Genomic DNA, 15,939 nt, shown 5'->3' with positions numbered 1-15,939 from the left:
TTCGCGGGTGAATGGAACGCCGCTCAAGCAGATTCCCGCTCGCGCGATCGAGTGGGCTCTTCCGTACTGGACGCGGGGGGAGGCGGGCCGGCAGACGCCGCAGGACCTTTTCCGGGTGCTTTACCTGGGCTGGCTCGCGGCGTTCGTCCTCAAGGTGCTCGGATCGAGCTGGGACGTGTCGTGGCACTTCAAGTGGCTCCGCGACGACCTGGCCCCGCCGCACCTGCTCAACACCGTCGGCACGGTGATCGCCGTGGCGCTGACGATCGTGCACTGGTACACCGGCTACGGGGTGGACCGCACGGCCTCTCGCCTCATCGTGTGGGGCACCGGTGTCTTCCTCATCGCGATCCCGCTCGACCTGATCAACCACCGGGTCAACGGGATCGACATCACCGCGTGGAGCCCCTCCCACGCGCTGCTGTACATCGGCACCGCGCTGATGCTCGTCGGAGCGATCCGCGGCTGGTACCTCGGCTCGGGCCGTTATGCCGAGATCACCCGCGGCCGGCGCGCGCTGGTGCTGGGCGGCCTGTTCGCGTTCCTCCTGGAGAACGTGCACTTCCCCGAGCTGCAGCAGGAGTACGGCGTGCTGGAGCTGGCCTCCTGGGACCGCGGGCAGCCGTACGCCGAGCCGACGCTGCTCGACTTCGCGGCCAACCAGATGGGCCAGGCCGTCGACCGCGCCATGGTGCTCAAGTTCTCGCTGCCGATCCCGGACGTCGTCTACGCCGTGTACGCGGGGGTGATGGGCGTCGCGGTCCTGGTCTTCGCCCGCGTCATGGTCGGCCGCCGCTACACCGCCACCGCGATCGCCGGGGTGTACGTGGCCTACCGGTGCCTGATCTGGCCCCTGCTCGTCGGTGGCGGGTTCCCGCCCTCGACCATCCCGTTCTTCCTCCTGCTCGCCGGACTCGGCGTCGACCTGGCCTTCCTGGTGCCGATCAGGCACCTCCGGCCGCTCGTGGGCGCGGTGCTCGCCATCGCCGGGGTGTACGGAGGGCTGCTGGTGCAGGACAGGGTGCTCGAAGCCCCGCCGTACGCGCCTGAGGCCTGGCCGGTGGCGCTCGCCGGGCTGGTCGTCGTGTGGTACGCGGTGGAGTGGTTCGCCGGCCGCAGGGGGCTGACGGCCGCCGCCGCGGAGGAGCGGATCGCCGCGGAGGCGCGTTCCGTGGACAGGGAGATCACGGCCGAGCCCGGCGCGTCTCGCGATGCCGCGCCGGAGGCGGAGTCCGAGGCGACCCCCGCGCCCGCCGCCGTGTCCGAGCCGACCGCCTGACGGCCCGCACCCCTCACCCGCCTCTCCTGAGCCGCTCCCTCCCCGGGGGCGGCTCTCGGCGTCTCGGGGGCGGGGGCCGGGCACGGCGGTGGCCGCGCCCGGGCTAGCGGGCAGGGCGGCAGGCAGGGCAGTGGGCAGTGCGGTGGGCAGGGTGCCGGGCACGCCGTGGGCAGGGCGGTGGGCAGTGCGGGGGCAGGGCGCGGTGGGTCAGGCGACCGGGGTCTTGGTCAGTGTCACCGCGACGCCGAACGCGAGACCCATCACGGTGAGTTCCAGGGCCGCCCAGGCGGCGAACGCCGTCGGGGCCTGACGTGTGACCGCCGGCAGCAGCCGCCAACGGATGTTGCCCCCCAGCAGTGCGATCACTGCGGTGAACACCGCCTTGGCGACCACGAGCCGCCCGTACCCCGTCGTGACCAGCGACGCGGGGAAACTCTCGCCGGGCGTGAGCAGTAGCTCCACCAGGCCGTTGAAGAGCCCGGACAGCCCCACGACGACCAGCGCGTACGTCGCCAGCCGGGAGAACCGGGGCAGCGTGCCGGCGAGCAGATCGCGATGGCGCGGCAGCAGGACGGCGAGCGCGACCAGGCCGCCCACCCAGGCGCAGGCCCCGATGACGTGCAGCTCCATCGAGACCATGCTGAGGTCGTGCCAGTACCAGTTCGAGGCGTGGCCGGTGACCGGGAGCGGCAGCAGCCCGAATCCGGCGACGAGCACCCGCAGCTCGGCCGGCACCTTCTCGCCGAACCGCACCGCGAGCATTCCCACGGCGGCGCTGGCCAGGGCGCACGACGCGCTCACGATCATGCCCTGTCCCGCGCCGATGCCGTCGACGTACGCAGCCACGTCGGGGAACGCGCCGGGGGTGAGCTCGGCGGCGCTGAGGACGGCCGACACCAGCGCGGCCGCGCACCAGACCAGTGAGAACAGCACGGCCCAGTGCCGGGCCCTGGCGGCGACCGGCTCGGTCCGGTCCGGGTCGTCGAAGCCGAGGAGCTTGGGGAGCAGGCTGAGCCCGATGGTCGCGGTGGCGGCCAGGTCGAGCACAAGCCGGACGACCGGCAGTCCGTACTCCACGATCGTGCCCGGCATGGGCAGTCCGGGCACCCTTCCGGGCAGCGTGAGCCAGGTCGCGATCACGACCGCGAGTAGGGCGCCGGCGGTCAGCCCCGCAACCGGGACCCGGGCGCGGGCGTGCGCGGTCCCGGGGCCGGACCGGCCCGCCGAGACGTGGGGTTCCGAGGTTGTGGTCACGCGGCGCCGCCCGAGGCCGGGGAGCTTCCGGCGCCGGTCCCGGCGGCGGTGGAGCGTCCGGTTGGCTTCCCCTCCGCGCCGGAGGCCGCGTCCGAGGTGCCGGCCGCCTCTGCCTCAGACGCGGGCGCGCCCGACGACTCGGTTTCCGGCGCCTCTGCACCCGACACCTCTGCGCCTGAGCGCTCTGTGCCCGACGGCTCTGTGCCCGACGGGTCTGGGGCGCCCGGAGAGGACGCTCGCGGCGTCCCGGCAGCCGCGGGAGCCGGGATCGTCCCGTCGCGCAGGCGACGGTCGTGCCGCACGAGCACGCGGGCGCACAGCGCCAGCAGGGCGGCGGTGACGACCAGCAGCCCCCACACCCAGCTACCGCCCCCCTGACCGGTCGTTCCCGCGCCGGTCGTCGCCGTGCCGGGGTTCGCGGCGCCGGGGTTCGCCGTGCCGGTCGCGGGGGTGACCGTCGGCGCGGTGACCGCACCGGGAGCCGCGCCACCGCCGGTCACGGTGAACTTCACGGCGCCGGTGACCGGGTGGCCGTCGTTCGACACGATGCGGTAGCCGATCGCGTACGCCCCCGCGGGGGTGCCCGTCCGTACGCCGATGGAGACGTTCCTGCCGTCCACCGTGATCTCGCCCTGCTCGTAGTGCGCGCCGTCCGGCCCGGTGACGGCGATCCGCGCGAAGTCGCGGCGTACGGCCTGGTCGAAGGTGAGCGTCACGGAGGCGGGCATGGCGCCGAGGACCGCGCCGTCCTTGGGGTCGCTGGCGACGAGCACGTCGTGTGCCCGCGCGGGCGTCGCGACCAGCATCACCGAGAGCAGGGCCAGCAGCGGCACGGCGAGCATCCGCAGACGGCCGCGCGGCATGACCAGCGCCCGAAGACGACCGCGCGGCATGACCAGCGCCCGAAGACGGCCGTGCGCCATCGCCAGTGTCCGTGGACGGCCGTGCGGCGCGGTGAGCATCCGCGGACGGGTGCGTGATGGGACGGCGCGCGCGGCCGCCGGGGGCGGTGCGGTCCGTCCGGTCGTTCGCCGACCGCCGCGCGTGGGTGGGGCGTCCTTGCACATCCAGGCGACCTGGTCCACCTGTCTTGCCTTCCTTTTTGCCGGGCGCCGACCCAGCCATGGTCCCATTGATCGAGGGCCGCGCATGCCGCGCGGCGACCCGGCGACGGCCGCGGACCGTGCCCAAAACGATCGTTTCGGGTGATCTGCCGGGCAGCGTGCGCATTTCCCTGATTGAGTGGACGACGGCTGGATCCGGCATTCGGCGCCGTGCGTGCGTCGTGACGGCCGCCGTGGAGGAGGAGCTCATGACCCCCAGCCGGACCGTGGGCGGATCCGGGCGGAGCGAGGTGCCGACGCGGCGCTCGCCGTGGCTGACGATCCTCGTCATCTACCTCGCCGGCGTCGTGGCGGCCATGAGCTACGGCAAGTTCTCCGCGGTCGGGCCGTCGATGGCCGGCGAGCTCGGGCTGTCGTTGTCGCAGCTGGGCTGGGCGATCTCGGCGGTGGTCGGGGTGGGCGCGGTCGCCGGACTTCCCGCCGGCTATCTGGTCCGCCGGTTCGGCACGGGCAGGTCGCTGGTCGCCGCCCTGGCGCTGATGGTGGCGGCGAGCGCGCTGAGCACGGCCGCGGGGAGCTTCGGCTGGCTGCTGGCCGCCCGCGTCGCCGAGGGCGCCGGCTATCTCGTGGTCTCCATCGCCTGCCCGGCGCTGATCCTCCAGCTCGCCGAGGAACGGGACCGGGGGCTCGCCCTGTCGGTCTGGGCGACGTTCGTCCCCGTCGGCATCGGACTGAGCACGCTCGCGGGCGGCGCCGCCGGCGAGGCCTTCGGCTGGCGCGGCTGGGTGCTGCTGATCGCGGGGCTGACGCTGCTGATGACGGTGGCCGTCCGGGTGCGATTGCCGCGGACGTCCGCCTCCGGGGCGGCCGCCGGGCCCATGCCCGGTGCGCGGGCGCTGGCGTGGCCTGCGCTGCTCACCGTGTGTTTCTGCCTGATGGTGCTGGTGACGATGCCGGTGGTCGTGCTGCTGCCCACGCTCCTGATCGACGAGCACGCGAGCTCGGCAGGAGCCGCCGGCGCGCTGACCTCGGCCATCTCGTTCGCCGGTGTCGTCGGCGGGCTCTCCGTGGGCGTCCTGCTCCGGCGGGGCGTGCCGCTCGCCTGGCTCGCCGTGTCCGGGCTGCTGGTCGTGCCGGCCGCCTGGCTCGCCTACGGCGCGGACGCTCCGCTCGCCACCGCGGCGACCGGCGCGGGGATCGTCTCCCTGGAGAACGGGCTGCTGGGCGCCTTCGCCTTCGCCACCCTCCCCTTCGTGCTTGAGCGCCTCGACCATGCCGACGTGGGCACCGGGATGGTGGCCCAGATGGGCAGCCTGGGTTCGCTCGTCGGGCCTCCGCTGTTCGGCTTCGTCGCCGGGGCCTCCGGGTTCGGGGCGGTCGTGCCGGTCATCGCCGCCGGCACGCTGGCCTCGGTCGGCGGGATGCTCCTGGTGACGAGGTACGTCGCCCGCCGTGCCCGGGGCCTCGCCGCGGACGGATGAGAACGTCCCGGGCGTGGGCCGGACCAGCCCGTGAGGCGAGCGTGATCAGGACAGCAGCCAGCCGTACAACCAGGCGAGCAACGCGAGGCCGGTCAGGGCGGGGACGATCCGGGCGGCGGCGGCGTTCAGCCGGAAGGCCTCGACGATCGACAGTCCGGTGGAGACCAGGGCCAGCAGGCCATACCAGGCCAGGGCGTGCGGCACCCCGATCGCGAGCGTGGTCCAGTCCTGGATCGCCGACAGGCTGAGCGCGGACAGCGCGCACAGCGCGACCCCCGCCAGGCCCGCGAGCGCGCTCAGCCCGCCGCCGCGCCTGCGCAGCAGGGACACCAGGCCCGCGACGAGCTGGACGGCCGACACGAGCAGGAAGACCGCGGGAACGGCCAGCGGGATCGGCGACCGGGACAGCCGGTAGGCCGACGACGTGAGGAGCAGGCCGCCCGGACGCACGATGGGGTACGGCGCCTTGCCCGGGTCGCACGCGGGGGCCGTCGCGGCCGGGTCGTCGAGGAACGCGGCGATCGTCTGGCGGCCGCAGGCGCTCGACAGGAAGACGGCGTGCCCGACCCCGGCGAACTCGGCGAACCGCGCGCCCGGCACGGCTGCCACCGCCTGCCTGGCGGCCTCCGGCGGGGTGGTGGGGTCGTACTGGCCGCCGAGGACCAGGACCGGCGGCGTCGCCCCCTCTGACGGCGCTCCCTCCGGCGCAGAGCCGTCCGAGGACGCTCCCTCCGGTGTCGCCCCTTCCGCGGAGGCCCCTTCCGAGGGGACGCGGTTCGACACGACCGTGGTGACCGACGCGCCCGGCGTCAGGAGATCGGGTTCCGCCCACGCGGCGGGCAGATCCCAGGTGTCGCAGACCGCCGCGTCGACGACCCCGGTGAACAGCCGGGGTCCCCGCGCCTTGGGGAAGGAGTTGTACGGCGTCTCGTCCTGGCACTGGACGGCGTAGTACAGGCCCCACTCGTGCGAGGTCAGCCCGTCGCCGGCGGCGTCCACCAGGGGCTGCAGCAGCTCGGTGTGCCCGGAGGCCAGCCCGTCCACGAGGGCCGGAATGATCGGGATGACGTCGGTCTCGTGCAGCGCCTCGCCGAGAATCGTCGCCACGTCGTCCCCGTTGAGATGAACCGTCAGCCGCTTGCGGGTCAGCGGGTCCACGGTCTCGTACGTCGCGGGGTGCGCGTTGAGCGCTTTCACCATGGCGTCGAACCGGGAGGCGACCCCCAGCTTGGTCATCGTCGCCGAGAGCGCGGCGGACGACTCGTCATACCAGCGGGCGCCCGCCGGAAGCAGCGAGTCGAGCACGATTCCTCGGGTGCCCAGCGGGTCGCGTGCCGCCGCCAGCAGCATCGGACGGGTGGAGTAGCTGACGCCGAACAGGTACCACTGCGGGTAGCCGAGCGCGGCCCGCAGCTCCACGATGTCGGACGCTATCTCGGCGGTCTGGTAGCCGCGCAGGTCGACGTGCTGGGCCTCCAGACGCGACTGGCAGGCCAGCGCCTGCCGGGCGAGCGGGGCGGTCTCGGCCGACGTGGGCCCGGGCGTGGTCAGGGTGTCGACGACACCGCGGACGATCTCGGGGCAGCTCAGCCGGGGCTCGGAGTAACGCCCGCCGCGCTGTTCGAGGACGACCACGTCGCGGCCGGGGAACATCTGGGAGAGGAACCCGGTGAGCTGGAGCGAGGCCGATCCCGGCCCGCCGCTCATGTAGACGACCGGGTCGGCCGCCTGTCCCGCGGCCTGTGACGCCCGGTGCACCGCGTAGCCGACCTTGATGGTCCTGCTGTTGGGGACGTCACGCCGCTCGGGGGCGAGAAGGTATCCGCAGGTCGTGCCGGACGGCACGGCGACAGGACAGGGATGCTCCTCGACCGGCGGCGCCTCGGCCGCTCGCCTGCCCGGAACCACCGCGCCCCGTTCCGGCGCGGCCTGCGCCGTGCCGGCTCTCACGGTCCCGGCGTGCACGGTCGTGTCCACATCGCGGACCGGCGCCGCGAGGGCCGCCGACCCGGAACCTCCCAGAAGCATGAGCGCCGCGGCGAATGCCATGACGGCCGCTCCACGCGAACTCCGCAACCGTCAGCCCCGTCCCGCGAACCCGGCGATATCCGCAGAAACCTTAGCGTGTTCGTCGGCCATCCCGCCCCCATTCGTCCAAGCCCTCCCATTTTGGACGATCATGGGGGCGCCTCGGCTTCACCGGGGTCGTGCGGTGCTCTCCCGGACCACCAGGTCGGTGGACAGCTCGACGCGGCGGGCCTCGGTGTTCTCGCCCCGGCCCATGGCCAGCACCATCCGCGCCGCCAGCGCGGCCATCTCCTCCAGGGGCTGGCGCACGGTGGTCAGCGGCGGCCACGCGGACCGGGACAGCGGCAGGTCGTCGAAGCCGACCACGCTGAGGTCCTCGGGCACCCGCAGGCCCCGCTGCCGGGCCGCCTCGAACACGCCGAACGCCTGCATGTCGCTGCCGGCGAAGATGGCGGTCGGGGGCCTGTCCAGCGAGAGCAGCGCGTGGCCGGCGTCGTGGCCCGAGTTGACCAGGAAGTCGCCGTAGCGGATGAGCTCGGGGTCGATGGACACCCCGGCGGTCTCGAGCGCGGCGCGGTAGCCGTCGATCCTGGCCCGGCTGCACAGCATGTCGGGCGGACCGCCGATCATGCCGATCCGGGTGTGGCCGAGGTCGAGAAGGTGGCGCGTGGCCGCGAGGCCGCCGTGCCAGTTGGTCGCGCCGACCGACGCCACTCCGGGCGGCGGCTCACCCTCGGGGTCGACGACGACGAACGGGATCGATCGGGCGCTGAGCTGGCCCTGCTGGCGCACCGAGAGCCGGGAGCTGACGATGATCACACCGTCGGTGCGCCGCGCCGCGATGCGCTCCAGCCAGTCACGGCCGGGACCCGCGTGCGTGTGCAGCACGGAGATCACCACGCTCGCGGCGGCCTCGTGTGCCGCCTGCTCGGCCCCGCGCACCAGCTCCATGGCCCACGGGCTCTCGATCTCGGCGAAGACCAGGTCCAGTAAACCGACCGGGCCGTCGCCCTGCCCCGTCCTGCGCTGGTAGCCGTGCTTCTGCAGGAGGCGCTCCACCCGCTGGCGGGTCTCCGGCGCCACCTCGGGACGGCCGTTGATCACCTTGGACACGGTCGGAACGGAGACTCCGGCCTCCTCCGCTATCTGGGCGATGGTCACCCGCCTCTTCACTGGCATGATGCAGATCGTAGCCGAAAGTTTCGGGGTACCTGAACCGGTTCCCCCTGATGAGACGCTGGACCGCCGTGATCAAGCCGTAAGCGCCCTTGACGCTTAACCTCAGCTTTACTTATTCTCCGGACCACGAAACATTCGGATTTTGACCGAAACTTTCAGCGCGACTGCCAACAACGGGTAGCGAAGGAGAAGTCGGGGGCCGACGCTCTCCGGCCACGCCGCCTGAATTCGAGGATTCGCCGGTTTCGAGGATTGAGGAGAGTCGATGACGTTGCTGCGCGTGTCCGGATCCCGGCTGGTGGACGAGGCGGGAGACCCGGTCAGGCTGCGGGGAACCGGCCTTGGCGGCTGGCTCAACATGGAGAACTTCATCACCGGCTACCCGGCCGACGAGTCCTCGATGCGCGCGGCGGTGCGGGAGGTGCTCGGTGAGGATCGTTACGAGATGTTCTTCGATCGCTTCCTGACTTCGTTCTTCACCGAGGCCGACGCCGATCTCCTGCGGGACGTCGGTGTCAATTGCGTGCGGATTCCGGTGAATTACCGCCACTTCGAGGCGGACGACCGTCCGATGGAGATCGCCGAGCGCGGCTTCCGCCACCTCGACCGGGTCGTCGGGATGCTCGGGGAGCGGGGCATCTACAGCGTCATCGACCTGCACGCGCTCCCGGGAGCCCAGAACCAGCACTGGCACTCCGACAACCCCACCCATGTCGCCTCCTTCTGGCAGCACCGGCACTTCCAGGACCGGGCGGTGCACCTGTGGGAGGCGATGGCCGACCACTACAAGGACAACCCGTGGGTGGCGGGCTACAACCCGATCAACGAGCCGGCCGACCCGAGCGGCCAGGTGGTCGGGCCCTTCTACGACCGCCTGGTCAAGGCGCTGCGCGCCGTCGACCCCGCCCACGTGCTGTTCCTCGACGGGAACACCTACTCGACCGACTTCTCGGTGTTCCGCGAGGTCTACGAGAACACCGTGTTCGTCTGCCACGACTACGCGCTGGCCGGCTTCGCCCACGGCGGGCCGTACCCCGGGTACACGCGCGGCGAGTGGTGCGACCGCGAAGAGCTGGAGCGCACCTTCGCCCGCCGCACCGCCTTCCAGCGGGAGACCGGCACGCCGATCTGGGTCGGCGAGTTCGGGCCCGTCTACACCGGTGACCCCATGGTGGACGAGCAGCGCTACCAGATCCTGCGCGACCAGCTGGAGATCTTCGACGCGCACGAGGCCGGCTGGTCCATCTGGACCTACAAGGACGTCGGCCTGCAGGGCCTGGTCTGTGGCGGCGGGTCCTACATGGAGAGGTTCGGGCCGTTCATCGCGAAGAAGAAGCGACTCGGCGCCGACCGGTGGGGCTCGACGATGGAAGAGACGGCGAGCGAGCTCGCGCCGCTGCACCGGCTGATCGACACGGAGTTCCCGTCCTGGGACCCTTACCCGTGGGGCGCCCGCTACCAGACCGACGACCTGGTCCGGCACATCCTGATCGCCCAGGCGCTGCTGCCCGAGTACGCCGAGCTGTTCCGCGGGCTGGACGACGACGAGCTGCTCGCGCTCGCCGACTCCTTCGCCCTGTCCAACTGCACCCGGCGGGAGCCCCTGATCCGGCTTCTCACCGACAACCTGGCCGCGCGCTAGCGCGGAACGAGGAGACCCCCCGATGCGCAGCCTCCTTCACCGGGCGGCCGCGGTAGTCCTGTTCCTGATCATGGGACTGCCCGCGATCGCGGCGAGTTCGACAGCCGCCGACGCCGCGGCCGTGCAGGTCGCGAAGTACGACTTCGAAGACGGCACCACCCAGGGATGGGGGCCCAGAGGCGACGGGGTCGAGGTCGGCGCGACCTCGGACGCCGCGCACTCGGGATCGCGCTCCCTGCTCACCTCCGGCCGTACGGCCACCTGGCAAGGCGCGTCCATCGGCCCGCCCTTCGAGAAGGGCGTCACGTACCAGGTCACCGCGTACGCGCGCATGGTGAGCGGGGAGCCGTCCAGCACGATCGCGCTGACCGTGCAGCGCACCCCCGACGGCGGCGACACCACCTACGAACGGGTGGCCGCCGCGACCGTGACCGACGGCGGCTGGGCCGAGCTGTCGGGCACCTACTCCTTCGGCTCCGACTCCACCGGCCTGCAGCTCTACGCCGAGAGCTCCGAGGCCACCGCGAAGTACTACATCGACGACATCGTCATCACCTCGGACACCGACCCCACGCGCTCGGGCCTGAGTACGGACTTCGAGACCGGGACGGCCCAGGGCTGGTCGCCGCGCGCCTCGGCGTCCCTGACGGCCACGACCGACGCCGCGCACGGCGGCGCCACCAGCCTCGCCGTCACCGGCCGCTCGGCCTCCTGGGACGGCCCGGCGATCAGCGTGCTCGGCAAGATGGCCAAGGGGTCGAAATACACCCTGTCGGCCTGGGTGCGCCTCGGCCCGGACACGACCTCGGGCAGCCTCGGCCTGTCGATCGAGCGCCGGACGAACGACACCCCCAGCTACGAGCGGGTGGCCGTGCCGAAGGCCGTGCCAGAGGGACAGTGGGTGCAGCTCACCGGCACCTACACGCTCGCGTACGACGTGAACTTCCTCAGCGTCTACGTGGAGTCCGACGACGGCACGTTCCCCTTCTACCTGGACGACTTCACGCTGACGTACGTCGAGCCCAAGCCGATCCAGACGGACATCCCCTCACTCAGGGACGAGGTGCCGTTCACGATGGGGGCCGCGATCTCCCGGGCGCAGACGCTCGGCGAGCACGGCGACCTGCTGCTCAAGCACTTCGGCGGGGTCACCCCCGGCAACGCCCTGAAGTGGGACGCGACCGAGCCGCGCGAGGGCGGGTTCACCTTCGACGAGGGCGACTACCTGGTGAACTACGCCGTCGAGCACGGCCTCACGTTCCGGGGGCACACGCTCGCCTGGCACAGCCAGACGCCCGACTGGGTGTTCAAGGACGGCGACCGCGACCTCACCTCCTCGCCGCAGGACAAGGCGCTGCTGCTGAAGCGGCTGGAGAACCACGTGAGGACGCTGGTCGGCCGCTACACGGGCAAGATCGCGGTCTGGGACGTGGTCAACGAGGTGGTGGACGAGAACCAGCCCGACGGCCTGCGCCGGTCGAAGTGGTTCCAGATCACCGGCCTCGACTTCATCCGTACGGCCTTCCGCGTCGCGCACGAGACCGACCCGGCCGCCAAGCTGTTCATCAACGACTACAACACCGAGTTCCCGCGCAAGCGGGAGGCGCTGTACGCCCTGGTGAAGAAGCTGAAGGCCGAGGGGGTGCCGATCGACGGCGTCGGCCACCAGCTCCACCTCAACATCGAGCAGCCGCCCGCCGCCGAGGTCGAGGCCACCATCGAGAAGTTCGCGACGCTCCGCGTGGACCAGCAGATCACCGAGCTGGACGTGAGCGTCTACCCCGACTTCGTCTCCACCTACGACGAGGTGCCGGCCGAGGTGCTCGCCGAGCAGGGCTACCGCTACAAGGAGCTGTTCGACGTCTTCCGCAGGCATAAGGCGCAGATCAGCTCCGTCACCGTGTGGGGCCTGGCCGACGACGACACCTGGCTGTCGACCTTCCCGATCACCCGGCTGAACGCCCCGCTGCTCTTCGACGACGAGCTCCAGGCCAAGCCGGCCTACTGGGGCGTCGTGGACCCGGCGAAGCTGCCGCCGCTGGTGCGCCGGCTGGAGGCCCCCGCCGCGACGCCGAAGGTGGACGGCAAACGCGACCTCGAATGGGACCTGCTGCCCGACACCCCGATCGCCCGCGTGGGTGACGTGTCCGCCGGGCTCCAGGCCCGCTCGTCCGCCAAATGGCTGTACGTCCTGGCCGAGGTGCGCGACCCGAGCGACGACCGCGCCGACCGGGTGACGTTCACCGTGCGCGGCAAGACGTACACCGTCGGACGCGAGGACGGCCACCCGCACGGCCCCGACGCGGCCGTGGAGAAGACGACCGGCGGCTACCGGGTTGAGGCGCGGTTCCCGACGGGGCCCTCCGCGGTACCCGGCACCGACGTCGCCGTGGCGGTCGCGGACGCCTCCGGCGGCGCGCAGACCTCCTGGACCGGGAAGGTCACGGCGACGCCCGCGGTGAAGCTGACGACCGCCCCCAACCGCCGGCCGGTGGTCGACGGCGCCGTCGACCCGGCCTGGGCGCCGGCGCCGGAGATCCGCACCGCCACCTGGATCCAGGGCACGTCGGGGGCGACCGCGCGAGCCCGGGCGCTGTGGAGCGGCGACACGCTGTATCTGCTCGCGCAGGTCGCCGACCCCACGCTCAGCGAGCAGTCGGCCAACCCGTGGGAGCAGGACTCCGTCGAGTTCTTCGTCGACCCCGGCAACGGCAAGACCAGGGGCTACGGCGACGACGACGGCCAGTATCGGATCAGCTTCTCCGGGAAGACGTCGGCCGGAGGTCCGCTCGACCCCGCCGCCATCGCGGGCAACCTGACGGCCGCGGCCAAGGTCGTCCCCGGCGGCTACGTCGTCGAGGCCGCCGTCAAGCTGCCCACGGTCACGCTGCGGGACGGCACGCTGCTCGGCTTCGACGTTCAGGTCAACGACGCCACGGGCGCCGCCAGGACCGGCGCGGTGACCTGGAACGACGCCACCGGGCGGGGATATCGGGACACGAGCCACTGGGGGGTGCTCCAACTGCGGCACTGAGGCATACAGGGAGCCCGCACATCGAGCTCACGCGCGGAGCTCGCACACCTGACTCCGGCACGACCGGAGCCCGGAGCCGGGCAGACGGGGCCTGGCGCAGGGAGGCCCCGCGCTGGAAGGCTCTGGCGCACCGTGCCGCTGCCGGACGGCCCGGTTCCCCGAGCGGGGAACCGGGCCTGTCACGTTCGAGGAAGGGACGAATGATCGACGAAGTCGACGGGTGGGAGTACCGGAACCCCGTCATCCCCGGATTCCACCCCGACCCATCGGTGTGCCGGGTGGGCGAGGACTACTACCTGGTGACCTCCAGCTTCGAGTGGTTCCCCGGCGTCCCCGTCTTCCACAGCCGCGACCTGGTCAACTGGCGGCAGCTCGGGCACGTGCTCGACCGCCCGTCTCAGCTCGACCTGGACGGCATGCGGCCCTCGGGGGGCGTCTACGCCGCCACCATCCGGCATCACGACGGCGTCTTCTACGTCGTCACGACCCTCGTGGACGGGCGGGGCAACTTCATCGTCACCGCCGACGACCCCGCAGGCCCCTGGAGCGAACCCCGATGGCTGCCGGGCACCCGCGGCATGGATCCCTCGCTGCTGTTCGACGACGACGGCCGGCTCTGGTTCACCGGCACCAGGGAGAAGGAGGCGGCCCGCTATCCCGGCGAGACAGAGGTCTACCTCCTGGAGCTCGACCCGGCCACGCTGGAGCCGCGTGGCGAGGAGCGGGTCGTCTGGGAGGCCGTCCAGCGGGGCGCGGTGTGGTGCGAGGGACCGCACCTGTACAAGATCGGCGGCAGGTACTACCTGCTGACCTCGGAGGGCGGCACGTCGTACGACCACGCGGTCGTGGTCGCCAGGGCCAACCACGTCACCGGGCCGTACGAGCCGAACCCGCGCAACCCGATCCTCACCCACAGGCATCTCGGCATCGGCCATCCCATAGCCTGCACGGGTCACGCCGACCTGGTGGAGACCCAGAACGGCGAGTGGTGGACGGTGCTGCTGGCCACGCGCCCGTACGGCACCCCGGGCGACCTCGGCGCCGGCAACCTGAGGGGCGACAACCTGGGCAGGGAGACGTTCCTCACCCGGATCTCCTGGGAGGACGGCTGGCCGGTCGCCGCGCAGGTCGAGCCCGTGGCCGCGGGACCGGCGCTGCCCGAGCACCGCTGGCCCGCCGTCCCCGCCTGCGACCACTTCGACGCCGACCGGCTCTCGCCCGTCTGGAACCACCTGCGCACCCCGCGCACGTCCTACTGGAGCCTCGGCGACAGCCGCCTGCGGCTGCGGCTGCGGCCCGAGACGCTGGCCCAGCGGGTCAACCCGAGCCTGGTCGCCCGCAGACAGCAGCACACGGACTTCGCCGTCCACGCCGCGCTCGACTTCACGCCCGCGGCCGGGGAGTGCGCCGGTCTCGCGCTGGTGCAGAACGATGACCACCACGTGCTGCTCGTACGGACCGTGCGCGGCCTGGAACTCGTCCGCAGGAAGGCGGGCGGCGACGACCTGCTCGCCTCCGTACGGGTGCCCGGCCAGCGGAGGCTGTATCTCGGCGTGGAGGCGCGCGGGCAGGCCTACCAGGCCAGGTACGCCGTGGCGGCGGGGGAGTGGACCGACCTCGGCGACCCGGTGGACGGCAGGATCCTCAGCAGCGCCGTGGCCGGCGGCTTCACCGGCGCCTACGTCGGCATGTACGCCAGCTCCAACGGCCGCCCGAGCTCCAACGTCGCCGCGTTCGACTGGTTCGAGTACCTGCCGCTCGGCCCGTGACCCGGCCCTGACCCCGGCGCCTCCGGCCGCGACTCAGCCCATGATGCGGCGGAAGGCGGAGCCGGCCGCCCGCACCGCCAGGGCGGGCGAGAGCCGTACGGCCCGCCAGGTGGCGCGGGCGGACGCGGGCGCGACGATGAGCGCCTGGTTCCTGGCCACGCCGCGCAGCACGTCGCGGGCGAGCGACTCCACGGGATACAGGCGGCCCTGGGCCCGCACGGCCGTCGTGCGGGCCCGCAGGCCGATCTCGGTCTGCGGCAGCCCGGGGTTGGCGTTGTCCAGCAACGGGGTGTCGGTGAACCCGGGGCACACCACGCTGACCTTCACGCCCTGCGCCGCCGCCTCGGCCCGCAGCGCGAGCGACAGCCCGACGACGGCGTGCTTGGTCGCCGTGTAGGGCAGCATCATGGGCGCGGGGGCCAGCCCGGCCAGCGACGCGGTGTTGACGATGTGCCCGTAGCCCTGCTCGATCATGAGCGGGTACGCCGCGTGCACGCCGTGGACCACCCCGCGCAGGTTCACGTCGATCGTCCGGTTCCAGTGGTCGAGTGTGAGCTCCTCGGCACGGCCGCCCACCGCGATGCCGGCGTTGTTGAACAGGAAGTCGAGCCGCCCGTGCCGGGCCGCCACCCCGGTGACCAGATCCCGCACGGCCTGCGCGTCGGAGACGTCGCACACGACGCCCGCGCAGCCGAGATCCCTGGCGGCGTCCTCGGCCCCCCGGACGTCGGCGATCGTCACGTGGACGCCGCGCCGTACGAGCTCGGCGGCGACGGCCAGCCCGATCCCCGACGCTCCTCCCGTGACGACGGCGGTCTTCCGCACGCGTTTCCCCTCGCCTGAGCCTTCGGCTCATCCCAGACGCCCATCGCCCGCCAAAGACGGCGGCCGACCGAGTTCATCATGCCCAGATCGGCGCAAAGCTCTCTTGCCCTGGCCACCGATTCGCGGGTCCGCGCGGCCGCCCCGGGGTTCTCCCGCCGGCGACGAGCTCGTCATTTCCCCTGGTCAGGGCAGTCTTCGGCGCGGCGGACCTGCGGCCCTCCCTCCCGGCGTCGCAATTGTACGACTCATCCAATAACTGGGAAAGGGGGCGCCGTGTCGCGACTCGGCGGATTTCCCGGCCGCCAAGATTTCCGCGCGGTACAGTTCGGCGAGGTCACCCGTGTATGACCTTCATGAACGGCCCTCCCTCGCCTACTGTCGAAG

10 protein-coding genes are annotated in these 15,939 nt (G+C 72.4%); 5 read left to right on the top strand and 5 right to left on the bottom strand.

The window, feature by feature from the left end:
* Positions 1–7: 7 nt before the first annotated feature.
* Complete coding sequence (locus tag ACIBK1_RS10780; RefSeq protein ID WP_396733996.1) at positions 8–1,279, top strand: hypothetical protein; 1,272 nt, start codon at positions 8–10, stop codon at positions 1,277–1,279.
* 207 nt (positions 1,280–1,486) lie between these two features.
* Here ACIBK1_RS10780 and ACIBK1_RS10775 read toward each other — a convergent pair whose 3' ends face one another.
* Positions 1,487–2,533 carry a copper resistance D family protein gene (locus tag ACIBK1_RS10775; protein ID WP_197042379.1) on the bottom strand — a complete coding sequence of 349 codons (1,047 nt, stop codon included), beginning with the start codon at positions 2,531–2,533 and terminating at the stop codon, positions 1,487–1,489.
* Positions 2,530–3,456, bottom strand: coding sequence for a copper resistance CopC family protein (locus tag ACIBK1_RS10770; protein ID WP_051761162.1), 927 nt, complete (start codon positions 3,454–3,456; stop codon positions 2,530–2,532). Before ACIBK1_RS10770 ends, ACIBK1_RS10775 begins: the two co-directional genes overlap by 4 nt.
* 389 nt (positions 3,457–3,845) lie before the next feature.
* Here ACIBK1_RS10770 and ACIBK1_RS10765 point away from each other — a divergent pair, with 389 nt between their 5' ends.
* Positions 3,846–5,078: an MFS transporter gene (locus ACIBK1_RS10765; protein WP_159454765.1), complete on the top strand. Its 1,233-nt coding sequence runs from the start codon at positions 3,846–3,848 to the stop codon at positions 5,076–5,078.
* Positions 5,079–5,123: 45 nt separating this feature from the next.
* On the opposite strand, the gene ACIBK1_RS10760 is transcribed toward ACIBK1_RS10765, so the two are convergent.
* Positions 5,124–7,127 carry an alpha/beta fold hydrolase gene (locus tag ACIBK1_RS10760; RefSeq protein WP_396733992.1) on the bottom strand — a complete coding sequence of 668 codons (2,004 nt, stop codon included), beginning with the start codon at positions 7,125–7,127 and terminating at the stop codon, positions 5,124–5,126.
* Between the two features lie 147 nt (positions 7,128–7,274).
* Complete coding sequence (locus tag ACIBK1_RS10755; protein WP_030505548.1) at positions 7,275–8,285, bottom strand: LacI family DNA-binding transcriptional regulator; 1,011 nt, start codon at positions 8,283–8,285, stop codon at positions 7,275–7,277.
* A gap of 265 nt (positions 8,286–8,550) precedes the next feature.
* Between ACIBK1_RS10755 and ACIBK1_RS10750 the strand changes: the two genes are divergently transcribed.
* From ACIBK1_RS10750 to ACIBK1_RS10740, 3 genes are all read left to right on the top strand, one after another.
* Complete coding sequence (locus tag ACIBK1_RS10750) at positions 8,551–9,927, top strand: glycoside hydrolase family 5 protein (RefSeq protein WP_030505547.1); 1,377 nt, start codon at positions 8,551–8,553, stop codon at positions 9,925–9,927.
* Positions 9,928–9,949: 22 nt separating this feature from the next.
* A complete protein-coding gene (locus tag ACIBK1_RS10745; RefSeq protein ID WP_396733989.1) occupies positions 9,950–12,961 on the top strand; it encodes an endo-1,4-beta-xylanase in 3,012 nt (1,003 codons plus the stop codon).
* 200 nt (positions 12,962–13,161) lie between these two features.
* A complete protein-coding gene (locus tag ACIBK1_RS10740; RefSeq protein WP_396733987.1) occupies positions 13,162–14,730 on the top strand; it encodes a glycoside hydrolase family 43 protein in 1,569 nt (522 codons plus the stop codon).
* A 33-nt stretch (positions 14,731–14,763) separates the two neighbouring features.
* On the opposite strand, the gene ACIBK1_RS10735 is transcribed toward ACIBK1_RS10740, so the two are convergent.
* The gene (locus ACIBK1_RS10735) at positions 14,764–15,555 is read right to left on the bottom strand and encodes an SDR family NAD(P)-dependent oxidoreductase (RefSeq protein ID WP_030505544.1); all 792 of its coding nucleotides are present in this window, start codon (positions 15,553–15,555) and stop codon (positions 14,764–14,766) included.
* Positions 15,556–15,939 lie beyond the last annotated feature (384 nt).

Source organism: Microbispora rosea (assembly GCF_044460045.1).
In the GTDB taxonomy this organism is placed as follows: Bacteria; Actinomycetota; Actinomycetes; order Streptosporangiales; family Streptosporangiaceae; genus Microbispora; species Microbispora rosea.
The sequence above is the reverse complement of the archived record's forward strand: the minus strand, read 5'-3'. Positions and strand labels throughout refer to the sequence as shown.